Origin of the sequence: Rhodococcus mengyinensis, from assembly GCF_048381435.1 — a bacterium.
GTDB lineage: Bacteria > Actinomycetota > Actinomycetes > Mycobacteriales > Mycobacteriaceae > Rhodococcus_F > Rhodococcus_F opacus_D.
The window spans coordinates 87,505-109,333 of sequence record NZ_JBLWIT010000055.1 but is presented as its reverse complement, the minus strand read 5'-3'; the positions used below and the strand labels follow the sequence as shown (position 1 = coordinate 109,333).

Here is a 21,829-nt window from a genome sequence, read left to right as displayed (position 1 = left end):
AGGATAAGACGATGTCGAGATTGACTGTCGGTGACCTCATCGCGATGGACCAGCTCGGGTGCGCGGCCGTCGCCGGTGTCGGGGGGCTCGACCGTCGGATCGCGTGGGCGCACACCTCGGAACTCGACCCCTGGGACTGGCTGGGGGCGGACGAGCTGCTGATGACCGCCGGTTTGTGTGTGCCGTCGGACGAACGAGAACAGTGCACGTTCATCGAACGCCTTCACGAAAAGGGACTGGCAGGCGTCATCATCGGAGACGATGAGACCGCACCACCGCTGACGGCCGCGATGCTGGATAGGGCCGACAGACTGAACTTCCCCATCCTTCGGTGCAGCCACACGACCCCGTTCGCGGCAATAGGACGGACCGTGGCGGTTGCGAGTCAGAGTGTTCAAGTCAGCACGGTCGCACGACTGAGCCGACTCTACGAGCACGCACGCTCGACTGTGCTGGCGGACACGAGTCTTCTGGTCAGACTCTCGCGAGAACTGCGATTCACCCTGCACGTCGTCGACGTAGAGCATGGCACCGAGGTTCTCGCCACGGACAATGCATTGTCCGAGAACGCCATCCGGTCACTGACGTCGAGTGTCGCGGGCACACTCGATCGACTCCCTGCCCACCTCACGCTCGTAGAAGGCGCGGATTACGTGATGACCGCCCATGCACTCCCCACTCACCGCAAATGCATGCTGGTCATGGAGGGAAGCCCGGCGACGGATGTCGATGCCTTTGCATTGCTGCACGTGCGGACCCTGATCGGCGTCGAAGTCGAAAAGGTCACCAGGGAGCGGGAGTACGCCGACGAAGTCGGTGAAGCCCTGCTGCAGCGAATCCTCGCCGGCTCCGACGCACCCGAAGCTGTCACACCACTCCTCGAAGAATTCGACCTGTCCGCGCCCGAGTGGACGGTGTTGAGCTTCGATACCGACTTCCTTCCCGCTGCCAGGACGATAGCGGGAGACCGAGGCGTTCCGAACGTGACCGCCATACTCGACGAGCACGCCTACATGCTGCTCCCCACCGTAAGGTGCTCCGAGACCATCGACCTGCTCAGCGGCAAAACCCGGGCGATGGGAGCGTCGCCGTCGGCTACCGCGATCGGACAGATCTCGGACAGCGCCCGCCAGGCGAGCTGGGCCTTGGACACCGCCCGATCGACCGGCGTACCCGCCGCTCGATACTCCACCGATGCGCCACTGTTCGTGCCGCGCACCCTGACCGACGCCCGGCAAGCTACCGACGCAATCCTCGGAGATCTCCTGCTGTATGACCGGGGACACGAGTCGAACCTCGTCGAGACTCTCGAAACCTTCCTCACTCACGACCGAAGCTGGACCGCGACAGCGGACCAGCTCGGAATCCACCGGCAATCCCTTGCTTTCCGGCTCCGGAAGATCGAGTCGGTGACAGGACGAAACCTGAAGGCTTCGTCGGACATCGCGATGCTGTGGCTGGCGCTTCGTGCACGCGCCCAAGCGTTTTCACTCACCGACTGAACAGGGCTCGTAGAGGGCAGCGGCAGCCCGCAAGCCGTCGAGGACCGCCTCTTCGACGGTGCGCGGGGCGAGGCAGTCACCGACTCCGGTGAACGGGATGCCGGTGGATTCGACCTCGGCGAGCAGGGCGTCGTTCTGCTGGTGGCCGAGGGCGAGGACGAGTCCGTCGACGCCGTCGAGGATGATCGGTTCGCCGGTCAGCGTGTTGACCAGGTAGACGGTGTCGTCGTCGGCTCCGAACAGGCGGGCATGCGGGATCACCCGAACCTTCGCCTCGGTAGCCGCCCGCAGCATCGCGATACGGGTGTACTGCTGCAGCTGTTCACCGGCCGCGTAGCCGTTGACGCACAGGGTCACCCTGCGCCCTTCCCGGGCCAGCATTTCCGCGACTCCGAGGCCGGTCCAGTCCCCTCGCCAGTCCGCCACGACGATCTCACCCTTGGGGGTGTTGCCGCCGCCCGTGCCGATCACATCCCACGCCTCGAGCACCGGCATGTCCCCGTCCAGCTCGAGCGGCGGCCGATAGGGGGTGGCGCCGGTCGCGATGATGACGTGGTCGGGACGTTCCGCGGTGATCATCGCCGCATCCACCTCGACGCGGGTTTTCACGATGACCCCGTAGCGGTCGAGTTCGGACTGCAGATTGGTTGCGGCGCCACCGAACTCGGACCGGCCGGGAAGCCGCTCGGCCAGCAACACCTGCCCACCGACTCGCCCGCTTGCCTCGTACAGGGTGACCCGGTGACCGCGCTGGGCGGCGACCGCGGCCGCCTTCATCCCGGCGGGCCCGCCGCCGACGACCATGACGTCCTTCGGCTTCGGGGTGATCACCAGGGTGCCGAACTCACGTTCGCGTCCGGTCTCGGGGCGCTGGATGCACGAGATCGGGTAGCCGGCCTGGAAGTGGCCGATGCACGCCTGGTTGCAGCCGATGCAGGCCCGGATATCGTCCGGACGCTGGGCCTGCGCTTTGGCAGGCATGTCCGGGTCGCAGATCAGGGCGCGGGTCATCGCGCAGGCGTCCGCCTGTCCCTTGGCGATGACGATCTCGGCTTCCTGCGGTTGGTTGATCCGCCCGGCGACGAGCACCGGAATCGACACAGCCGCCTTGATCTTCGCTGCGGCGGGTGCAGTGTAGGCGGCTTCCTCGCTCATCGGCGGAACGATATGCAACGATCCGGACCGGCTGGCGGATGTGCCCTCGGTGATGTTCAGGTAGTCCAGCGACCCGTCCGCGTCGAGCCTGCGGCACACCTCCACGATGTCGGTGGGCTCGTCCTCCACGGAGGAGTGTTCGATGCCGGATACGCGGACGCCGACCGCGAACCCCGGTCCGACCGCCTCTCGGACGGCCGAGATGATCTCGCGCAGGAACCGCATCCGATTGTCGAGGTCGCCACCGTATTGGTCGGTGCGCAGGTTCAGTTCGGGGTTGAGGAACTGGGCGGGCAGGTAGCCGTGGCTGGCGACGATCTCGACACCGTCGAGGCCGGCCCGCTGGAGGCGGCGCGCCCCGGCCGCATATCCAGCCACGACCTCGGCGATCATCGCCTGGGACATCGGCCGGGGCATGACCCGGAATCGTTCGTTCGGGACGGCCGACGGGGCGTACGCGACCGGAAGCGCACCGTCCTGGGATTCCATGATCTCCCGGCCCGGATGGAACACCTGGCCGAACAAGGCGCACCCGTGCTCGTGGGCGGCCTCGGCGACGCGCCGGTATCCCTCGATGCAGCTGTCGTCGGTGGCCATGAGCACGTGGTAGGTGTACCGCGCGGTTTCGTGGATACCGGCGACCTGCATGATGATCAGCCCGGCACCGCCGGCTGCCCGGGCGCGGTGGTATTCGACGAGTTGGTCGGTGACCGCGCCGTCGTGGACCATCACAGTGTCGTGCCCGGAGGAGAAGATCCGGTTCTTCAGGGTGACGTCACCGACCTGCAGCGGGGACAACAGGGTCGGAAAGAGTGTGTCAGACATGGAATCCCAGTTCTGTACTGGTGATGGAAAGGGTCGGAGTTCTGCCGGGAGCTAGCTGGCGTCGGTGTCGGCGAGGACTCGCTGGGCACCGGCCACGGCGACGGCGTCCGCCTCGAACAGCATGCCCTCGACGAGGAACGAGTTCTGCACCGCAGTCACCGCGGGCCAGGGGCTGGTGAAGAATTCGGCGCGGACCTTCTTGAATGCGTCGAAGTCGTCGCGGTTGCCCAGGTAGGCGGTCAGCTTGACCACCGACGACATCGAGGCGCCGTGCTGATGCAGGATCTTCTCGATGTTGCGGAACACCTGGCGTGCCTGGGCCTCGAAGCCACCGTCGACGAGGTTGCCGGCGTCGTCGTAACCGGCCTGACCGGACGTGAACACCAGGTCGCCTGCCTTGGCGCCCTGGCTGTACTGGGCGGACTGTGCCCAGGTGAAGGGGGCGGGGCGGGTTTCGACAATGTTCTCGGTGGTCGTCATGATGATCCTTTCGGTGGGCGTCCCGGGAGTACGAGACCGCGGTGGCATCGCACTCGCCGGCTGACGAGGTGCAACGCTATGGCATGGCTCACCAGGTCGGAACCGTACTGTTGACTAAATCCGAACTGCTGCACTATCCACCCGTACGTCTCCACTTCTCCGCCGTTGCGGGTGCTCCGGACATATTCGGGGTGCAGACTGGATCCATGGTGTCGATGCAGCGCGAGCGGGAAGACAAGTACGAGGTGGGGCTCGAGTTCGTCCTTCCGGATCTCGAGGACGTGTTGCCTGCCGGTGGACGGATCGAGCAGGGCACGGTAAATCTGAACAGCGTCTACTACGACACGGATGACCGCGATCTGCTCCGTCAGAAGATCACGTTCCGCCGCCGGACCGGGGACGCCGATGTGGGGTGGCAGTTGAAGGTCCCCGCAGACAAGGCCCGCACCGAGATTCGGATGCCTTCGGGTGAGAGTGACGCGCTTCCCGACGATTTGGCGACCATGATTGAGGGTGTCGCGCTGGGTAAACCTGTGCATCCGGTGGCGACGCTGAAAACCGTGAGACGCACACAGCGACTCCTCGACCGCGACGACCGCCTGCTGGCGGAAGTGGCCGACGACCGGGTGCGCGGTGCCGTCGCCGGTGAACGCGCTGTCCTGAGTGAGTGGCGCGAGGTGGAGGTCGAACTCGGCGACGCCGGGAACGAGAAACTGCTCAGGAAGATCGGTAAGCGCCTCACCCGCCGCGGTGCGCAGCCGTCCCCGTATCCGTCGAAGCTCAGCCGTGTGCTCACCGCCGCGCACCTCGCGGTCGACGGCAGGGACACGACCCGAACGACCGTGGAAGCGGTGCTCGTCGACTACCTGGACGCTCAGGTTCAGGCGATCGTCGCCGGCGACGTGTGGTTGCGTCGAGGGCTGGACCCGGTCCACCCCACCCGCGTGGGAATCCGACGTTTCCGCAGCACGCTACGGGTATTCAAGCGCCTGTTCGAACCGATCGCGCGGGCAGAACTCGACGCGGAACTGTCCTGGTACGCCGGACTGCTGGGGGAGGTGCGGGATCGGCAGGTGCAACGCGCACGATTTGCGGATGCGCTCGCCGCCCTGCCTCCGGAACTCGTGATGGGGCCGGTTGCCGCGCGCATCGAGAACGATCTGCTCGCCGAGCAACTCCGTCGTACGAAGGAAGTAATGGAAGCCCTCGACGGTGACCGCTACCGTGCGCTGCTGGCCACGCTGGCGCGGTGGCGCACCACTCCACCGCTGACCGCCGAGGCCGGCGACGATCCACGCGTGATCGACAAGTGCGTGCGGAAAGCCGAACGCAAGGCGCTCACGCGCGTCGCCACCGCGACTGCCGACGACGACGATGCCGCGCTGCACCGCGCGCGGAAGGCCGCCAAACGAGCCCGATACGCCGCCGAACTCGCCGCACCGATTCTGGGAAAGAAGACGGCGAAGAAGAAAGCGGCACGGTTCAAGAAGATGCAGAAAGTTCTCGGCGAGCACCAGGACAGCGTCGTCGCCGCGGAGACTCTCCGGACGCTCGGCGCCCGCGCCGGCACGACACCGGGCGAGAACGGTTTCACGTTCGGCCTGTTGTACGGCCTGGAACTGCAGCAGGCGCGGCAGGCCCGGGAGGACGCTGCCCGGCTGGCGTCGACCTAGAAGTCGAGGTCAGCGCGCCGGAATCGGAGCGAGGTACCGCAGCGTCGGGGACGGACCTGCACCGCAGTCGACGAACCACGCGCCGCCTTTCGCGGTCGCGCCCGAGGGCGGGACGTCCGGTACCCCTCGCGACCGCGCGAACTCCGCCAGCGCGTTGAGGATCTCCCCGTGCGTGCAGAAGATTGCCCGGTCGGCGTCGGGCCCGTGGAGTACGGCGAACAGTTCGTCGGGGGACGCGTCCGGTGCCAGCAGCGGGTGATCGTGGACAGGCAGACCGCGCGCCTCGGCGAGTGGGAACAGGGTCTGGCGACAGCGGGTGGTGGGACTCGAGAACAGACTCGCGATCTCGATGCCGCCCAGCGCCGCGACGAAACCGTGGGCCTGCTCGTGCCCGAGTGGGCTCAGCGGCCGCTCGGCGTCGGGGCCGTGCCACAGCTTCTTCTCGCCCGCATGGGAGTGCCGAACCAGGACTAACATTCTCACCTTCTCCCGGCGCAGGGATGGTCGTTGAAGACTCCCACGCGAGACGACAATTGGCCACCGCGACCAGAGAATCGAAATGCTCTGCGGGGTAGCGGCACACACCCCCGACCGTCAGGTACGGAGGGAAGTGCGGATCCCGTAGATCACAGCCCCGAGCCCGACGACGATCACACCCGAGATCACCGAGGCCAGGGGGAGGAATGCGGCGAGAACGAGGCACCCGACCGCGCCGAGGCCGGCAACCAGCCGCGACCACGGTTTCGCGGACAGGGTCCAGGCCGATGCGTTGGCGATCAGGTAGTAGACCAGCACCGCGAACGAGGAGAACCCGATGACGCCGCGCAGATCCGCTGTCACGGCGAGGAGCGCCACCACCACACCGACCGCCAGCTCGGCTCGGTAGGGCACCGCGAACCGGGGGTGGACGGCGTCGAGTAGACGTGGCAGGTGGCCGTCCCGTGCCATCGCGAACGTGGTCCGTGACACCCCGAGGATCAGGGCGAGCAGCGAGCCGAGCGCGGCGATCACCGCAGCCACCCGGACCACCAGCTCGAGGCCCCCGAACCCCGCAGCGGCAACGGCCTGCGCGAGTGGATCCGTCGCGGCAGCGAGTGCGTCGGCGCCGAGAGCCTGCAGGACGGCGACCGCGACGCACAGGTACACGACGAGTGTGATCGCCAGAGCGATGGGGATCGCCCGGGAGATGGTCCGGGCCGGGTCCTTCACCTCCTCGCCGAGCGTGGCGATCCGGGCGTACCCGGCGAACGCGAAGAACAGCAGGCCGGCGGCCTGCAGGACTCCGGCCACGCCGTGACCCGAGGTGATCGCGAGGCCGTCGAAGCCGGTGTCGGAACCGGTCAGGCACACGACGACGACCACGGCGAGGACGGCGAGCACCACGAACACGATGACCCGGGTGACCAGCGCGGACTTCTGCACACCCAGGTAGTTCACCGCCGTGATGGCGACGACGGCGATCACCGCGACGAGGTGCTCGCGGCCGGGCCAGGCGTAGGCGCCGACGGTCAGGGCCATCGCGGCACACGAGGCTGTCTTGCCGACCACGAATCCCCAGCCCGCGAGATACCCGAAGAACGGTCCCAGGCGTTCACGGCCGTAGACATAAGTGCCACCGGATTGCGGGTACAGCGCGGCGAGCCGGGCCGAGGAGTGGGCATTGCAGTACGCGATCACCGCGGCCACCGCCAACCCGACGAGCAGGGCGCCTCCGGCGGCGGCTGCGGCAGGCCCCAGCGCGGCGAAGATCCCCGCCCCGATCATCGACCCGAGGCCGATGATCACCGAGTCGAATACTCCCAGCCGCCGGCGCAACTGTGGCGTCGCGGTGGGGTGCGCGTCGTTGCCTTCCGAAATCTCGTCAGCGGCCATGCGTGGCAGTCTCCCCTTCGGACGTGCGAGTGTCGGGCACTCCAACGCTAGCGGTTGTCCGGAACTCGCACGTGAACCCCTCGGGGTCAAGCAGTTTCGGTGCGACGACGCCGCTCGCGGTCACGCCAGGGCTGCGTCGACCGTGGCGAGTGGGTGCGGGCATCGCGTGTAAAACACCGATAAGCGCTGGAAGGGGTGATTTCCGCCAACCGCTCGGACCATAATTGTTTCATCGGGAAAATGGCTACACCGAAATCATGTGTAACCCGAGAATCATCGGCCGGTGAGGCGCCGGGCGACAATCGAATCAAAGGTGACATCAGATGAACACGTTCGCGTTGCGCACGGCGATTACCTCGGCCGCGATCGCCGCCTGTTTTGCGCTCGGTTCGGGCGTCGCGGCGGCGGCACCGGCATTTCATGGGGACCCGAGCACACCCGGCTCGCAGCTCCACGTCCACGCCGACCCCAACACCCCCGCCGACAACAACAGTTACCAGTGCGGGGCGATCGGCGTCGGCGGTGCCGGGGTCGGATCGAACGCTCCCGGACAAAGTGGGCAACTCAACGGCGTCTTCTTCGGCAGCGGCCCCGTCCAGGGTGGTTGCATCGGGAATGACGGGTCGGTGCACTTCCCGTCCGGACGTGCCGAGTAGTACGGCCTGATCCGCACCTGGGCCGTCCGCTACGTTGCGCCCTGATTCGACATCTGTCAATATCGACGAATGTCGAATCAGGAGTTGTCGGACGGTGGCGCGTGTTGCTCGCCGCTCGCGCGTGAACCATTGACCGAGGACTGGGCCGGGGATCTGGCCCGGATGTTCAAGGCCCTCGGCGATCCGGTGCGCCTGCGCCTGCTGAGCCTGATCGCCAGCCACGCCGGCGGTGAAGCCTGCGTGTGCGACATCTCCGAGTCGTTCGATCTGTCGCAGCCGACGATCTCGCATCACCTGAAGGTGCTGCGCGCCGCCGGCCTGCTGGACTGCGAGCGTCGCGGCACCTGGGTGTACTACTGGGTGATCCCGTCGGCGCTGCAGCAGCTGTCCGCTGTGCTGCTGACCGAGAGCGGACCGGTCGTCCCGTCCGAGACCTGCACCTCCACGGAGGTTCCGGCATGAGCGAGGTCTCGACCACCGAACACCCGGCCGTCGTCGGGAAGCTTTCCACCCTGGACCGGTTCCTGCCGGTGTGGATCGGCGTCGCCATGGTCGCCGGACTGCTCCTCGGCCGGATGATCCCCGGGCTCGGGGACGCCCTGAGCGCCGTCGAGACCGACGGCATCTCGTTGCCGATCGCCCTCGGCCTGCTGATCATGATGTACCCGGTGCTCGCCAAGGTCCGCTACGACCGACTCGACACCGTCACCGGCGACCGCAAACTGCTCATCGGATCATTGGTGCTGAACTGGGTGCTCGGACCCGCCCTGATGTTCGCCCTGGCCTGGCTGCTGCTGCCGGATCTGCCCGAGTACCGCACCGGGCTGATCATCGTCGGCCTGGCCCGCTGCATCGCCATGGTCATCATCTGGAACGACCTCGCCTGCGGTGACCGCGAGGCCGCCGCCGTGTTGGTCGCGATCAACTCGGTGTTCCAGGTGATCATGTTCGCCGTCCTCGGCTGGTTCTACCTGTCCGTGCTGCCCGGCTGGCTCGGCCTCGAGCAGACCACCATCGACACCTCGCCGTGGCAGATCGCGAAGTCGGTGCTCATCTTCCTGGGCATCCCCCTGCTCGCCGGCTACCTCACCCGCCGCTTCGGCGAAAAAGCCAAGGGCCGCACCTGGTACGAAACCAAGTTCATCCCGAAGATCGGGCCCTGGGCGCTGTACGGCCTGCTGTTCACGATCGTGATCCTCTTCGCCCTGCAGGGCGACCGGATCACGTCCCAGCCGTGGGACGTCGTCCGGATCGCGGTCCCGCTGCTGGCGTACTTCGCGATCATGTGGGGCGGCGGCTACGCGCTCGGCGCCGTCATGGGCTTGGGCTACGAGCGCACCACCACTCTCGCGTTCACCGCCGCGGGCAACAACTTCGAACTCGCCATCGCCGTCGCCATCGCCACCTACGGCGCGGCGTCGGGGCAGGCCCTGGCCGGTGTCGTCGGACCGCTGATCGAGGTCCCTGTCCTCGTCGGGCTGGTTTATGTGTCGCTCGCACTCCGTTCCCGGTTTCGCGCGTCCGCTACGGAAGGTTCGCCGTCATGACCAGGCCCAGTGTGCTGTTCGTCTGCGTCCACAACGCCGGCCGCTCCCAGATGGCCGCCGGATTCCTGGCCCACCTCGCCGGTGATCGGATCGAGGCTCGCTCAGCCGGGTCCGCGCCGGCCGAGACCGTCAACCCGGCAGCGGTCGAGGCCATGGCCGAGATCGGGATCGACATCTCCGACCAATCCCCGAAGATCCTCACCCCCGACACGGTCGAAACCTCCGACGTGGTGATCACGATGGGCTGCGGCGACGCCTGCCCCGTCTTCCCCGGGGTCAGCTACCGGGACTGGGCGCTCGACGATCCGGCGGGCAAGGGCGTCGACGCGGTTCGTCCGATCCGCGACGAGATCAAGGCGCGAGTCGAAGCGCTGATCGCCGAACTCGTCCCCGCCACCGCCTGAGACGCGAACCGGCACCGAGTCGCGGTCGAGTGGCTAGGGTCGATCCGTATGACCGCACTCAACGCTGTCGGACGTGTCGGCGCCACCGTCCTTGCGACCCTCGCGATCTCCGGCTTCCTGGCGTCGGGGACCGCGACAGCCGCACCGAGCACGGTTCCGTTCCAGGTCGACCCCGTCATCCCGCTCGTCGACTTGCCCACGCCCCGACTCGCCGCGACCGTCGGCGTACAACCGGGCGCCGCAGTGTTGCACGTGCGCCGCACTCCGGGGGACGGAAACCCGCATTCCGCGGTCGTCCACTGGGTGAGTCTCGGCACGGGTGCGTCCGGATCCGCAGCGTTCCCGACGCTGGATGCGCAACCCGTCACCATTCGTCCGGGCTCGGGTCAGGTCCTCGCATTCGTCGACCCGCAGGCGATCGGAACACCGGGCTTCGGGACCTTTTTCGTTCCCTGACACCTTGGTAACGGTCAGATCGCGGTCTCCTGCGCCGACAGGGCCATCCACGTGCCGTTCTGCTTGACGAACACGTCGGTGAAGCGTTCCCGGGCCAGCACATTGCCCGACTCGGTGAGGGTGTTGACGCCGTGGATCACGGCGGTGTCGCCGACGATGTCGACGGTCTGCTCGGTGGCATTCATCGTGAACGTCACTGGAACGATGCTCGCGATCTCCTCGTCACGACCGAGCAGTGTGCCCTCGCTGGTGATGTGCTTGAAATCGGGACTCAGGATCGATTCGATCGTGTCGCGGTCGCCGGCAGTGATGGCCGTCAGCCACCTCGCTTCCTGAGCGAGAACCGCGTCCTGCTCCTCGGTGGCGCTGACCGATGCCGATGCCGATGCCGTCGCCGACACCGATGCCGTCTCGGTCGTGTCGCCGCCGCATCCGGCCAATCCACCGAACACCACTATCGCGACGACGACGCCGATCGCTTTTCGTGTCATACCGTCTCCAGGTGGCCGCGGCTTTCGGTCTCTCCCAACAGTGGCACACCCCGCCCCGCGCGCGCCGACGATTCGGTAGCGTCGCAGTCGTGGCTCCAGCTCGCTCGGGATGACCGAACCTGACCGCGTAGGGGAGCTGACACTTCTACCGCTCGATCACCGACACCGTATCGTCGGCGACGTTGACGACGTAGGCGGTGTGGCTGGTCGGGTCGACGGCCACACCCTGCGGACCGCTCCCGACCGGGACGGTGTCGGTGACGGTGCGGGTCTCGGTGTCGATCACGGACACCGACCCGTCATCCATGTTGGTGACGTAGGCGGTATGTACCGACGGGTCGACGGTCGCCCCGTAGGGTTGCTGCCCGACTCGCAGTGTGTCTGTGACGGTGAGGGTTTCGAGGTCGAGCACCGACACCGTACCGTCGTCTGCATTCGGCACGAACGCCGTCCGGGTCGAGGGATCGACTGCGACGTCGTGAGGACTGCGGCCGGCGGCGATCGTGTCTGTGACGGTGAGGGTTTCGGCATCGATCACCGACACGACCCCGCCCGGCCCCGTCGTCGCGACGTACAGCGCGTGGGTGGACGGATCGACGCCCATTCCCCCGGGTCGGTCCCCGACCTCGACGGTGGCGGAGACGGTGCGGGTTTCGAGGTCGATTACGGACACCGAACCGTCTTCGACGTTGGCGACGTAGAGGGTGTGGGTCAACGGATCCACCTCGATGCCCTGGGGTAGGGCACCGACGGGGATGGTGGCCGTGACGGCCTGGGATGCGATGTCGACCACCGACACCGCTCCCTCGGCCAGGCTCGTCACGTACGCGGTGTGGGTGGACGGATCCACCGCCACCCCGCTCGGTGCCCGGCCCGCCTCGATGGCACTGATGCCGCCGTCGGCGTCGATCAGCGACAACAAGTCGTCACCGCTGCTGGTGACATAGGCGGTACCGGTGGACGGGTCCACCGTCACATCGAGGAGTGGCCCCTTTCCGACACTTGCTGTGGCCGTGACCGTGGGTTTTCCCAGCGGGGCATCGTCGACGGCGGAGTCGCTACTCGATTGCCCGCACGCCGCCACGGTCAGGAGCATCGCGGCCATCGCAATCCAGTCCGCTCGCCTACTTGGCCGATGAGCTCCGAACATTCCGTCCACGATGTCTCCCGTCGACTCGGATCACCCGTAGTCGCCATTCTGTCACCGTCAACGGTGCGGAATGTCCGAGTCGGCCGACCGGAACTCCTGCAAGGATGACACTTCAGACCGCTCCTGCTCGGTCGATGCTCATGCCCCGGGTTTCACGAGCACCGAGCATGACGGGCCCGAGGCACACGAGGAAGATCGCGCAGATGAGCCAGAACGGTGCACTCGTTCCCAGCTTGTTCTGGATGAAGGGGATCGATGCGACGACGAGGACTCCACCGAAGCACCTGCTCGCGGATTCCACGAATCCGGCGGCGGTACCCCTCGCATGGGTGGGGAATTGTTCGGACGTGAACAGCTTGGTGAAAGGAACCAGACCCGTGCAGAAGAACGCGCTGACAAACCCGCACGTGACAGCGAGTGCAACGTTCTGAGACAGTGCGAGCGCACTGAATCCGAAGATGGCGCCGACGCTGTAGAGGAGAAAGGTCTTCTTGCGGCCGAGCCTGTCGGCGAACTGTCCCACCGCGATCGCCCCCACCGCGCCGGCAATGATGATTCCGATGGTGGTGACCAACGCTCCCTGGGCTGTCATCCCCATATCCGCATACATGACCGAGGCGTAGACCAAGAGCACATAGGCGCCCGCGCTTGCACCGGCGCAGATCAGCAGGCACAGCATGAATCTGCCGAGCAACGGCCTGCGAAACAGATCGGCTGTCCCGCTTCCCCGTTCGGCGCCGGACTCGTACTCGGCGCGCACGACGGTGGCGATCTCGGGGTGTACGAGGTCATTCTCGTGGTGGTACCCGGCCTCGCGTTCCAACTGCTCGACCAGTGCGCGCGCTTCGTCTGTGCGGCCCTTCAGCAGCAGCCACCGAGGGCTTTCGGGCAGATTCCGGTAGATCAGCGGCACCGCGAGGATCGGGAGGCCACCGAGGAGGAACAGGATGCGCCAGGCCAGATCGACCGGCAGATGACCGACCATGACGAGGGCCGCCGCCTGCGGGACCAGATAGCTCAGCGCGAGCACCGCGGACGCCGCCGCGATCATTCGGGCGCGGGACCGGGTACCGAGTAGTTCGGAGAGCATGAGGTACGGAATGGGAAAGACCGCACCCAGTGCGAGTCCACCGAGAACCCGCATCGCCATGATCCACCCCACGTCCGCCGACACTGCACACAGCGCCGAGAAGAGCGAGAACAGCGAAACACCGCAGAGCAGGACACTTTTACGGCCGTACCGGTCGATGATGCGTCCGGCGAGGGCTGCCCCCACGATGATGCCGCCGGTGGACGCGATCCCGAGCTGAGCGGTTCCCTGAGCCGTCAGACCCCAGGGCTCCTTCACGAGCAGCAAGATCGGGCCGATGACCCCCGTTTCGAATCCTTCGGCGACCCAGATGACCGTCACGAGGATGGTTGTCAGCAGAGCTGTCCTGGTCATCGGCAGACGGTCGAGACGCGACAGCAGGTTGGCAGTCACCATGACATCTGGTACCGCAGTGGTTTTGTCCATGACGAACCTCCTTGGGTGTATTCGGGGTCGACGAAGTCGAAAGATGCGGAACCGGGCGCAGATTCAATGATGGGTCAGTCGGTGCCGAGGATCATCACCATGTACGCGGACATGACCATCCCTCCGGCCTGGACCAGACAGGTACGCGCATCCGGAACCTGGCGTGCGGCGCATTCGCCGCGTAGCTGACGGACGGCCTCGATCATCAACTGCATTCCGAACTGACCGGAATGATTGAATGAGAGCCCTCCACCGGAGGTGTTCAGCGGAAATGTCCCGCCGGGAGCTATTCGCCCGCCTCCGACGAATGCGCCGGCACCGCCTGGTTCACAGAACCCGAGCCCTTCGAGCGCGACGAGCACGTTGATGGTGAAGGCGTCGTAGATCTGGACGACGTCGATGTCCTGCCGGTCGAGCCGCGCCATCGCCAGTGCGTCGTCGGCGATCCCGCGTAGCGCTCCGTTGTCGAGCCAGTCCTCCGTACCGAGCGGGGTCATGTGATGTCGGTAGGTATCACCGAAACCCCGAATCGACACCGGTTTCTGCGCCAGATCGGCGGCACGTCCCGCGCTCGTCAGAATCATGGCACCGGCGCCGTCGTTGATCTGACAGATGTCGAGCTTGCGGAGTGGGTCGGCGATGACCGGTGACGCGAGATAGTCCTCCATGGTCAGGGGTTCCCGCCGCGCCGCGTTCGGATTGAGCTGCGCCCACCGGCGAGCGGCGAGGGCCACCTCCCCGAGATGCTCTGGAACGCAGCCGAACCGGCTCGCGTACAGCTGGGCAAGCATCGCGTAGTACCCGACGGGGTTGAGCATGCCGTACGGCGTCGCGAACTGGCCCGTCGGTGAGCGCGGGTCCTGGGCGACGCCGCCCCGCGCGCGACTCTTGTCCAGATGCTGTGTGCTGCCGTAGGTGACGAGGGCGACCTCGCACAATCCTGCGTCGATCGCCGCCATCGCGTGGACCAGGTGGGTGATGTTGGACTGGCCGCCGACCACCGTGTTGTCGACGTACCGGGGGTGAATGTCCAGGTACTCCGCCACGAGCAGTGCGTTCGCGCGGTCGTCCCAGTGCGCGAAGACCCCGTCGATGTCGGCCGGGCCGAGTCCGGTCTCGAGCATCGCCGAGCGGGCGGCCCGGCATTGCAGCGACAGCGCCGTGGCACCGGCCGGCGCCTTGCCCAGACCGGCCTCACCGACCCCGACGATGGCGTACCGCCCCGCCAGTGCTCTGTTGTCCGCCATCTCTCAGTCCGCCCGCAGGTGTGCGGCGATGATCTTGGCGCGGACGTCCTTCTTGAGGACCTTGCCGACCGCGCTGCGCGGCAGCGACTCCCAGAACTCGACCTGCTTGGGGGTCTTCATGCTGCCGAACCGGTTGCGGCACATCTCGATGATGTTCTCGGCGGTCGCCTCGGACTCCGACTTCAGTTCGATCACCGCGGTGAGCCGCTCACCCCAGTCCTCGTCGGGCACGCCGACCACCGCACAATCCTGAACGGCGGGATGCGACCAGATCAGCTGTTCGATCTCGCTGGGGTAGATGTTGAAACCACCCGAGATCACCACGTCATTCGTCCGGTCGACGACATAGAGGTATCCGCTCTCGTCGAAGACCCCGATGTCTCCGGTGTGGTGCCAGCCGAAGCGGTGGGCTTCGGCGTTGGCCTCGGGATTGTCGAGGTACCCGGGACAGACCAGCTCACCTCGGACGACGATCTCCCCGCGCTCACCGGCCGGGACGACGTTGCCGCCCTCATCCATCAGCGCCACCTCACAGGCCCCGGTCGGCCGGCCTGCCGACGCGAGGTGCTTCACACCCGCGGGGTCGTCGCGGAGGTAGTGATCCTGCCGAGACAGGCACGTGATCACGCCCGGTGCCTCGGACTGACCGTAGAACTGGACGAAGACCTGACCCCACAGCCTCAGTCCTTCTTCGAGTTTGTCGACGGACATGGGTGCGGCGCCGTAGATGACGTACTCGAGGGAGGAACAGTCACGTGTGTGGGCGTCGGGATGCGCCAGGATCCGGTAGATCATCGTCGGCGGTAGGAACAGGTGCGTGACGTGCTCGCGTTCGATCAGTTCGAGCACGGTGGCGGGATCGGTCGACGGCGCGATCACATTGCGGGTGCCGAAGGCCGAGAGCCCCATTGCCGTTGCTCCCGCAGCGTGGGTCAGCGGCGCAACCACCAGATGCACCGGATCCTTCGCGGGTGCGGTGAACTGGTTGGCGATCCGGTAGGCGGCGAGCAGACAGCGGTGGCTCTGCATGATGGCCTTCGGGCGGCCGGTGGTGCCGCCGGACGACTTGATCAGCGCAATGTCGTCGAGGCCTCGTCGAGTGTTGCAGGTCTGTCCGCTGTGCTCCCGCTCCCAGGCCTCGGTGCTGAGCCCTGCCGCAGAGTGCTCGCCGAACGCGATGCAGGAGGTGAGCGTGGGTACTTCGGACCGGATCCGGTCGATGTGGGGGAGGTACTGCTCGTGGTACACCAGCGCCGACATCTCCGTGAATCGCATGAACCAGATCAGGTCCTCGATCTGGTCGCGGGCGTTGAGTGGCACATAGGTGGCGCCCGCGCGCAGGATCCCGAGCATCGCGACGAAGCCGTCGGGATGGTTGGGGGACAGAATTCCGATCCTGCTGCTCGCCAGCCCTTCCCGGGTCAGTCCGTGCGCGATCGCGTGCGACGCGACGACGACGTCCCGGTAGCTGAGCCGCAGTGTGTCGGACTGCAGAAACGTTCGGTCCGGGTACCGGGCAGCACCCGTGTCGAAGTAGTCGGTGATCATCGGTCGTCCACCTCTGTCAGAGTGAATTGGGGAAGGATCGTCTCGGCGCTGATCCGTTCGAAGCGCACTTCGACGCGGGCACCGACGCGGATGCGATCGATCGGGCAGTCCACGATGTTGGTCAGCAAGCGCACACCCTCGTCGAGTTCGATGACGGCCACGGCATAGGGAACCTTGTCGGCCATCGACGGATTGGCGGGAACCCGGCAGATCGTGAAGGTGTAGATGGTTCCCGCTCCCGCCGAGTCCACCCATTCGAGGTTCTCGGAGAGGCAGACCGTGCAGAAGGCGCGGGGGTAGAACTGATGACGCCCGCACTGCTCGCACCGTTGGACCACCAGGCGTTCCTCCCGGGCCGCATCCCAGTACGCCTCGGTCTCGGCGGTGGGCCGGGGTTCCGGCCGTACCGGGGTGTCAGCCATTGGCCCGCAGTTCGAGGCCGGGAGCCACCAGGCGCACGGTGTGCTTGCTCCGCATCCGACCGAGTCCGGCCACCAGCTCCACGATCGACTGCTGGACGGAGAAGGTGTCCTCGACCGGGACGAGTGCGTCGATCTTCTGGTCGCCGTACATGTACCGCAGGATCATCTCGTCCGGCGACAGGTGGCCGTACCGTCTGCGCAGTTCCGGCAGGATCGGGTCGAGTTGTGGCGGTGTCTCGGAGATGTCGCACGACCCGTTGTTCATCACGAGATCCTTGACGTTGTCGTCGACGGGCAGCGGCAACGCACCGAAGTATCCGCACACGTACTTCTTCACCTCGTCCGGAACCACGGCGTAGCGCTCGGGGTTCAGGACATTCATGACGGCCTGGGCGGCGACGATGGCGGGGAACGGCGTAGCCATGACCGGGGAACCCAATTCCTCACGGACCCGGCCGATCTCCTCGATCACCGCCGGCAGTCTGTCGGAAATTCCTGCGGCCTTCAGCTGAGCCTCGAGGTTCGTCATGGCGCCACCGGCGTACTGCGTCTGGTAATTGGCGGGGTCGTACTCCGCGGGGACTCCGACGGGGTAGTCCAGTTGCGCGGCGAGCTTGCCCAGGTAGTCGCCGACCTCGTCGAGTGATCGGTCGTCGACGTCGACATCGAACCCCAGTGCACGCAGATCCCGGGCCATCATCTGAGCCGACGGCAACGAGTTGCCGTTGGCCAAGGGATCGACGGCGGTCAGGATTTGATCCGCTCCGTACACGGCCGCTTCGAGCGCGACCTGCGGACCCATCCCGGTCAAACAGTGCGTGTTCAGCTCCAACCGGGTCTCGCCGATCGCCGCTCGCAGCGCCGGTACCAGCGTCCGGGTGCGTTCGACGGTCAGGCTGCCACCCGCGTCGGCAAGAGAAATCGTGTCCACGCCGAACCGGTCGATGACCTCCCGTGCCTGCCGCACGTAGAATTCGTCGTCATAACCCGGTGCGAGGTTGAACACGAGAGCAATCGTGACCTTCGCGCCGAGCCGCTTCGCGATGCGGATACCGGGTGCCACGTTGTCCCACGAATGCAGGGAGTCGAGGACCGCGAAGTCACGGATCCCGTTGACGAACATCCGCTCGACGAACAGCTCGTTGATGTCGTCCGGCTGCGGGTAGAAGCCGTGGAGCAGGTTGCTGCGGACCGCCGCACGTAGCGGAGCCGTCGAGATCCGGTCAGCGAGCAGCCGCACCCGTTCGAACGGGTCCTGATTCAGGAACAGAACTCCCGCGTCGAAGCCGACCATGGCGATGGCCTCGACGGCACCGAATCCCGCGTCGGCGATCCTGCTCGAGATGGGCAGCATGTGTTCGGTGCGCATCCGGGTCGCCCACAAGCACTGGTGCGCGTCCCGGAGCGTGCCGTCGGTGAGGGCGATCGTCCGGCGCCGACCCGTCCGGGCGAATTCGGCCTCGACGAGGTGACGAAGGTTGGTGAGCACGGTGATTCACCCTTCCTGTTGCAGATGGATGCGGAGACCGGGCGCAGACACGGTCAGCGTGGCGTAGCGACCGGCCCGCTCGAGCAATCCACGGGTGAGGCTTTCGTAGGGTGTCAATGCTTCGTAGGGCTGCACGTCCACTCTCCGCGGGACGGTCGCGACCGTGACTCCCGCTATCCACGCGAGCAGAACGTCCTCATCGGCAGCGAGATCTGCTTCGATTGTCGGGGAGTCACATTCGGACGTCAGTACCGAGCCGACCCGCGCCTGGAGGTCGACGCGTTGGTCACCGTTCACCGTGCCGTACACGCCCTGCAGCAACCTGCGCAGAACCGGCCGGAGGGTCTCGTACCTCTGCTCCCCACCGAAGTGGCACATCGCCTGCTCGGCGATCGCCCGGGCGAAGGGGGGCACCATCGGCGGCGAGCCCATCTCACGGCGCACGGCCGCGCATTCGGCGGCGAACTCGTGCAGGTCGGCCCACCGTCCACGCTCACGCAGAACGCTTCGCACGTCGGCCGCCACCTCACCCGGCAGCTGATGGATGTACGTCGCCAGATCGAATGGCCACGGGGTTGCCGCGGGCAAGCCTTCCTGGTCGGCGATCCCGGCGAGGATCGCATCGGCGGACAGCAGAGCGTCGAGGTCGGGCAGACCCTGAACGTCGTCGCGTCGCAGGACGCGGATCAACGACGGCAGCGACGGAAGGGAGGCGCCGTTGGCGACCGACGGCAGTGCGGTGTCGATGCCGCGGACGCCGAGCCGGCCGGCCTCGAGGGCGACGACGGTTCCGAGTGCGGTGTGGCACCGGGTGTGCAGGTCGAGGGGAGTGTCACCGAGCGCCGACACCAGTGCCGGGACGAGGGTGCGCGCCCGGTCCGGTGTCAGGACTCCGCTCTCGTCTCGCAGCATCACCCGGTGGGCGCCGGCAGCGATGAGCGATGCGGCGCGCTCCGCATAGGTTTCGTCGGACACTCCGTCGTCGGCTGTATAAGGAAGCGCGGCAATGGCGGTCAGCCCCGCCGTGGTGGCAGATTCCAGAGCGGCCTTGAGGCGGACCAGGTCCAGCAACGGATCCAGCAGGACCACCTGCCGCAGGCCCGCAGCTGCCAGTGCCGTCAGCCAGCCGTCGATCGCCGTGGGTCCGAGGACGTCGGCACCCGGCCGCCCATGCCCGGTCAGCAGGTTGACGGTGGCCCGCAACGGAACGGGGCCGTAGTGCCGATGGGCGAGTTCCACCCGCTGCAGCGGGTGTTCGTCGCGGGCCAGGCATTCGTCCAGCACCGCCGGGCTCAGCACCTCGACCGCAGCGAGGCCGCTGGACGACAGCGCGGCGGCGGGTGCGAGGACCATCCGATTGTCCAATGCACCCGCCCATACCGCGGCCTGGCCGTCGGTCAGGCTGGTGTCGGTGAAGGTGATCTGATGGTTGCTCATGCCGATGCTCCCGCCTCGGTGAGGGACTGGCGAAGGAAGGTGTCCTCGACCCATCTGGTGGTGACCGCTCCCGCGGCGAAGTCGGGGTGAGCGAGCACCGAGTGGTGGAACGGGGCGGTGGTCGTCGGACCGGTGACCGTCAACTCGGACAGGGCGGTGCTCATCTTCTGAATCGCCTCGGCTCGGGTGGGGGCGTGCACGATGATCTTCGCGAGAAGTGAGTCGTAGTACGGCGAGACCGTGTATCCCGAGTAGCAGTGGGTGTCGACCCGAACGCCCGGCCCGCTCGGTGGTCCCCACTCCTCGACCAACCCCGGACTGGGGAAGAAGCCGCGATCGGGGTCTTCGGCGTTGATGCGGCACTCGATCGCATGACCGTCCAGGATCACCTCGTCCTGTGTGAAGGACAACGGTAGCCCGGACGCGATACGAATCTGTTCGGCCACCAGATCGCGCCCGCTGATCATTTCGGTGACGGGATGCTCGACCTGGATGCGGGTGTTCATTTCCAGGAAGTAGTAGCTGTTGTCGCGGTCGTCGACCACGAACTCGACGGTGCCCGCACCGACGTAGTCCACGTTCCGGGCGAGGCGGACCGCGCTCTCGCCCATCGCTTCCCGTTCGCTCTCCCCGAGTACAGGCGAGGGCGCCTCCTCGATCAGCTTCTGATGCCGCCGCTGCGTCGAACACTCTCGCTCACCGAGGTGGACGACGTTGCCGAACTGATCACCGATGACCTGGATCTCGATGTGCCGTGCGCGTTCGATGAACTTCTCGACGTACAGGGTGGGATCGCCGAAGGCCGATTGGGCTTCCGACGACGCGGACCTGAACAGTTCCGGGAGTTCCGCCGCCGACCCCACGACCCGCATGCCGCGGCCCCCGCCGCCCGCGGTCGCCTTGATCAGCACCGGAAACCCGATCTCCGTGGCAATCGCCAGAGCCTCGTTCGGATCGGACACTGCCCCCGAGCCGGGCACACAGGGAACCCCGGCCTCCGATGCCAGGCCCACCGCCGTGATCTTGTCGCCCATGCTGTCGATCGACTCGGGTGTCGGGCCGATGAAGATCAGGCCGGCGTCGCGGCAGGCACGGGCGAACGACGCTCGTTCGGACAGGAATCCGTAGCCGGGATGGACCGCGTCGCAACGGGTCCGCTTCGCCGCCCGGATCAGCAGGTCCGCGCGGAGGTAGCTGTGGGTCGGCTGCGGCGGACCGAGGACGACGACCTCGTCGGCCATCCGCGCGGCCAGGCTGTCGACGTCCGCGTCGGAAACCCCGACCGCGGTCTCGACGCCGAGGTGACGGCACGCCCGGATGATGCGGACCGCGATCTCGCCGCGATTGGCGACGAACACTCTCCGGATGTCGTGCCGAACGACTGGGATGTCGTCGGTCATGCTGCGGCCTCCGCGTCGGTGGGATCGACGATCATCAGGATCTGCTCGTGCTCGACGGCCTGACCGTGCTCGACGAGGATCGAGTGAACCCGGCCCGCTGTCGGCGTCGGGACCGAGTTGAACATTTTCATCACCTCGATCAGGCAGAGTGTCGCGGATGCCTCGATCTGCTGACCCTCTTCCACGAACGGCGGCTGAGTCGGTGCCGGCGTGCGGTAGAACGTGCCCGGCATGGGTGCCCGGATGGCGATCATCCGATCCGGGACTTCGGCGAGTGCCGGGCTGCTCACGGTGACCGAGGCGGCCGGCGCGGGCGGCGGCGTCACGGCCGGGGCGGGGGCCGGGGTGGCGGGGGCGGTCGTCGGCGCCAGGGCTTCGACCGGCAGCGCACTCGTCGGCGCGGCGCCCGGTTTGCGCGCCTGCAGGACGACGTCGCCGATCCGAAGGTCCAGCGAATCGAGATGCTCTGCGGTGTCGAGTAGTTCCAGGATGCGTCGGACGTCTGCGTGTTGGAGATTCATGGTCTGCTCCTCGTAAGTGGCGTTCGCGATGAGGTGTC

Annotated in this window: 21 protein-coding genes; 7 read left to right on the top strand and 14 right to left on the bottom strand. The window is 66.7% G+C overall.

Features of this window, described 5'->3' with window-relative positions; translation table 11 throughout:
- Window positions 1-11: 11 nt before the first annotated feature.
- Window positions 12-1,502 carry a PucR family transcriptional regulator gene (locus ACNJ7E_RS11290; protein WP_280779439.1) on the top strand — a complete coding sequence of 497 codons (1,491 nt, stop codon included), beginning with the start codon at window positions 12-14 and terminating at the stop codon, window positions 1,500-1,502.
- Here the strand turns inward: ACNJ7E_RS11290 and ACNJ7E_RS11285 are convergent.
- Both ACNJ7E_RS11285 and ACNJ7E_RS11280 read right to left on the bottom strand, forming a co-directional pair.
- Complete coding sequence (locus tag ACNJ7E_RS11285; RefSeq protein WP_418339889.1) at window positions 1,488-3,482, bottom strand: oxidoreductase; 1,995 nt, start codon at window positions 3,480-3,482, stop codon at window positions 1,488-1,490. The genes ACNJ7E_RS11290 and ACNJ7E_RS11285 overlap by 15 nt on opposite strands.
- A gap of 51 nt (window positions 3,483-3,533) precedes the next feature.
- Window positions 3,534-3,962: a RidA family protein gene (locus ACNJ7E_RS11280; protein WP_418339888.1), complete on the bottom strand. Its 429-nt coding sequence runs from the start codon at window positions 3,960-3,962 to the stop codon at window positions 3,534-3,536.
- A 206-nt stretch (window positions 3,963-4,168) separates the two neighbouring features.
- Between ACNJ7E_RS11280 and ACNJ7E_RS11275 the strand changes: the two genes are divergently transcribed.
- Entirely contained in the window at window positions 4,169-5,635 is a 1,467-nt protein-coding gene (locus ACNJ7E_RS11275) for a CYTH and CHAD domain-containing protein (RefSeq protein WP_418339893.1), read from the top strand.
- A gap of 9 nt (window positions 5,636-5,644) precedes the next feature.
- Here ACNJ7E_RS11275 and ACNJ7E_RS11270 read toward each other — a convergent pair whose 3' ends face one another.
- Both ACNJ7E_RS11270 and ACNJ7E_RS11265 read right to left on the bottom strand, forming a co-directional pair.
- The gene (locus ACNJ7E_RS11270) at window positions 5,645-6,112 is read right to left on the bottom strand and encodes a SixA phosphatase family protein (protein ID WP_317569295.1); all 468 of its coding nucleotides are present in this window, start codon (window positions 6,110-6,112) and stop codon (window positions 5,645-5,647) included.
- A gap of 117 nt (window positions 6,113-6,229) precedes the next feature.
- Window positions 6,230-7,507 (bottom strand): APC family permease, encoded by a 1,278-nt coding sequence (locus ACNJ7E_RS11265; protein ID WP_418339886.1) that lies wholly within the window; start codon window positions 7,505-7,507, stop codon window positions 6,230-6,232.
- Window positions 7,508-7,830: 323 nt separating this feature from the next.
- Here ACNJ7E_RS11265 and ACNJ7E_RS11260 point away from each other — a divergent pair, with 323 nt between their 5' ends.
- The 5 genes from ACNJ7E_RS11260 (at window position 7,831) to ACNJ7E_RS11240 (ending at window position 10,570) form a co-directional block, all read left to right on the top strand.
- Window positions 7,831-8,163: a hypothetical protein gene (locus ACNJ7E_RS11260; protein WP_280779433.1), complete on the top strand. Its 333-nt coding sequence runs from the start codon at window positions 7,831-7,833 to the stop codon at window positions 8,161-8,163.
- A gap of 69 nt (window positions 8,164-8,232) precedes the next feature.
- Window positions 8,233-8,625, top strand: a complete 393-nt coding sequence (locus ACNJ7E_RS11255) for an ArsR/SmtB family transcription factor (protein ID WP_280779432.1) — start codon at window positions 8,233-8,235, stop codon at window positions 8,623-8,625.
- On the top strand, window positions 8,622-9,710 hold the full coding sequence (arsB, locus tag ACNJ7E_RS11250; RefSeq protein ID WP_418339885.1) for an ACR3 family arsenite efflux transporter: 1,089 nt from the start codon (window positions 8,622-8,624) through the stop codon (window positions 9,708-9,710). Before ACNJ7E_RS11255 ends, arsB begins: the two co-directional genes overlap by 4 nt.
- Window positions 9,707-10,114 (top strand): arsenate reductase ArsC, encoded by a 408-nt coding sequence (locus ACNJ7E_RS11245; RefSeq protein WP_418339884.1) that lies wholly within the window; start codon window positions 9,707-9,709, stop codon window positions 10,112-10,114. Before arsB ends, ACNJ7E_RS11245 begins: the two co-directional genes overlap by 4 nt.
- 48 nt (window positions 10,115-10,162) lie before the next feature.
- Window positions 10,163-10,570, top strand: a complete 408-nt coding sequence (locus ACNJ7E_RS11240; protein ID WP_418339882.1) for a hypothetical protein — start codon at window positions 10,163-10,165, stop codon at window positions 10,568-10,570.
- A 14-nt stretch (window positions 10,571-10,584) separates the two neighbouring features.
- On the opposite strand, the gene ACNJ7E_RS11235 is transcribed toward ACNJ7E_RS11240, so the two are convergent.
- The 10 genes from ACNJ7E_RS11235 to ACNJ7E_RS11190 all read right to left on the bottom strand — a co-directional run bounded on the left by ACNJ7E_RS11235 (window position 10,585) and on the right by ACNJ7E_RS11190 (window position 21,791).
- Window positions 10,585-11,061, bottom strand: a complete 477-nt coding sequence (locus tag ACNJ7E_RS11235) for a nuclear transport factor 2 family protein (RefSeq protein WP_280779428.1) — start codon at window positions 11,059-11,061, stop codon at window positions 10,585-10,587.
- 145 nt (window positions 11,062-11,206) lie between these two features.
- Window positions 11,207-12,166 carry a beta-propeller fold lactonase family protein gene (locus ACNJ7E_RS11230; RefSeq protein WP_418339881.1) on the bottom strand — a complete coding sequence of 320 codons (960 nt, stop codon included), beginning with the start codon at window positions 12,164-12,166 and terminating at the stop codon, window positions 11,207-11,209.
- Between the two features lie 157 nt (window positions 12,167-12,323).
- A complete protein-coding gene (locus ACNJ7E_RS11225) occupies window positions 12,324-13,727 on the bottom strand; it encodes an MFS transporter (RefSeq protein ID WP_418339880.1) in 1,404 nt (467 codons plus the stop codon).
- Window positions 13,728-13,801: 74 nt separating this feature from the next.
- Window positions 13,802-14,974 carry a thiolase C-terminal domain-containing protein gene (locus tag ACNJ7E_RS11220; RefSeq protein WP_418339879.1) on the bottom strand — a complete coding sequence of 391 codons (1,173 nt, stop codon included), beginning with the start codon at window positions 14,972-14,974 and terminating at the stop codon, window positions 13,802-13,804.
- Between the two features lie 3 nt (window positions 14,975-14,977).
- Window positions 14,978-16,522, bottom strand: coding sequence for a class I adenylate-forming enzyme family protein (locus tag ACNJ7E_RS11215; protein ID WP_418339878.1), 1,545 nt, complete (start codon window positions 16,520-16,522; stop codon window positions 14,978-14,980).
- Window positions 16,519-16,944, bottom strand: a complete 426-nt coding sequence (locus ACNJ7E_RS11210; protein WP_283333226.1) for a Zn-ribbon domain-containing OB-fold protein — start codon at window positions 16,942-16,944, stop codon at window positions 16,519-16,521. The genes ACNJ7E_RS11215 and ACNJ7E_RS11210 overlap by 4 nt, the downstream gene beginning before the upstream one ends.
- A complete protein-coding gene (locus ACNJ7E_RS11205; protein ID WP_418339877.1) occupies window positions 16,937-18,433 on the bottom strand; it encodes a pyruvate carboxylase in 1,497 nt (498 codons plus the stop codon). Before ACNJ7E_RS11205 ends, ACNJ7E_RS11210 begins: the two co-directional genes overlap by 8 nt.
- 6 nt (window positions 18,434-18,439) lie before the next feature.
- Window positions 18,440-19,870 (bottom strand): beta/alpha barrel domain-containing protein, encoded by a 1,431-nt coding sequence (locus ACNJ7E_RS11200; protein ID WP_418339876.1) that lies wholly within the window; start codon window positions 19,868-19,870, stop codon window positions 18,440-18,442.
- Window positions 19,867-21,270 carry an acetyl-CoA carboxylase biotin carboxylase subunit gene (gene accC, locus ACNJ7E_RS11195; protein ID WP_418339875.1) on the bottom strand — a complete coding sequence of 468 codons (1,404 nt, stop codon included), beginning with the start codon at window positions 21,268-21,270 and terminating at the stop codon, window positions 19,867-19,869. The genes ACNJ7E_RS11200 and accC overlap by 4 nt, the downstream gene beginning before the upstream one ends.
- Entirely contained in the window at window positions 21,267-21,791 is a 525-nt protein-coding gene (locus ACNJ7E_RS11190) for an acetyl-CoA carboxylase biotin carboxyl carrier protein (RefSeq protein WP_280779419.1), read from the bottom strand. The genes accC and ACNJ7E_RS11190 overlap by 4 nt, the downstream gene beginning before the upstream one ends.
- Window positions 21,792-21,829: the final 38 nt, after the last annotated feature.

Bases quoted from the DNA above. Each gene is read 5' to 3' on its own strand.
- ACNJ7E_RS11290 (WP_280779439.1), top strand. From the start codon at position 12: ATGTCGAGATTGACTGTCGGTGACCTCATCGCGATGGACCAGCTCGGG.
- ACNJ7E_RS11285 (WP_418339889.1), bottom strand. From the start codon at position 3,482: ATGTCTGACACACTCTTTCCGACCCTGTTGTCCCCGCTGCAGGTCGGT.
- ACNJ7E_RS11280 (WP_418339888.1), bottom strand. From the start codon at position 3,962: ATGACGACCACCGAGAACATTGTCGAAACCCGCCCCGCCCCCTTCACC.
- ACNJ7E_RS11275 (WP_418339893.1), top strand. From the start codon at position 4,169: ATGGTGTCGATGCAGCGCGAGCGGGAAGACAAGTACGAGGTGGGGCTC.
- ACNJ7E_RS11270 (WP_317569295.1), bottom strand. From the start codon at position 6,112: ATGTTAGTCCTGGTTCGGCACTCCCATGCGGGCGAGAAGAAGCTGTGG.
- ACNJ7E_RS11265 (WP_418339886.1), bottom strand. From the start codon at position 7,507: ATGGCCGCTGACGAGATTTCGGAAGGCAACGACGCGCACCCCACCGCG.
- ACNJ7E_RS11260 (WP_280779433.1), top strand. From the start codon at position 7,831: ATGAACACGTTCGCGTTGCGCACGGCGATTACCTCGGCCGCGATCGCC.
- ACNJ7E_RS11255 (WP_280779432.1), top strand. From the start codon at position 8,233: ATGTCGAATCAGGAGTTGTCGGACGGTGGCGCGTGTTGCTCGCCGCTC.
- arsB (WP_418339885.1), top strand. From the start codon at position 8,622: ATGAGCGAGGTCTCGACCACCGAACACCCGGCCGTCGTCGGGAAGCTT.
- ACNJ7E_RS11245 (WP_418339884.1), top strand. From the start codon at position 9,707: ATGACCAGGCCCAGTGTGCTGTTCGTCTGCGTCCACAACGCCGGCCGC.
- ACNJ7E_RS11240 (WP_418339882.1), top strand. From the start codon at position 10,163: ATGACCGCACTCAACGCTGTCGGACGTGTCGGCGCCACCGTCCTTGCG.
- ACNJ7E_RS11235 (WP_280779428.1), bottom strand. From the start codon at position 11,061: ATGACACGAAAAGCGATCGGCGTCGTCGTCGCGATAGTGGTGTTCGGT.
- ACNJ7E_RS11230 (WP_418339881.1), bottom strand. From the start codon at position 12,166: ATGGCCGCGATGCTCCTGACCGTGGCGGCGTGCGGGCAATCGAGTAGC.
- ACNJ7E_RS11225 (WP_418339880.1), bottom strand. From the start codon at position 13,727: ATGGACAAAACCACTGCGGTACCAGATGTCATGGTGACTGCCAACCTG.
- ACNJ7E_RS11220 (WP_418339879.1), bottom strand. From the start codon at position 14,974: ATGGCGGACAACAGAGCACTGGCGGGGCGGTACGCCATCGTCGGGGTC.
- ACNJ7E_RS11215 (WP_418339878.1), bottom strand. From the start codon at position 16,522: ATGATCACCGACTACTTCGACACGGGTGCTGCCCGGTACCCGGACCGA.
- ACNJ7E_RS11210 (WP_283333226.1), bottom strand. From the start codon at position 16,944: ATGGCTGACACCCCGGTACGGCCGGAACCCCGGCCCACCGCCGAGACC.
- ACNJ7E_RS11200 (WP_418339876.1), bottom strand. From the start codon at position 19,870: ATGAGCAACCATCAGATCACCTTCACCGACACCAGCCTGACCGACGGC.
- accC (WP_418339875.1), bottom strand. From the start codon at position 21,270: ATGACCGACGACATCCCAGTCGTTCGGCACGACATCCGGAGAGTGTTC.
- ACNJ7E_RS11190 (WP_280779419.1), bottom strand. From the start codon at position 21,791: ATGAATCTCCAACACGCAGACGTCCGACGCATCCTGGAACTACTCGAC.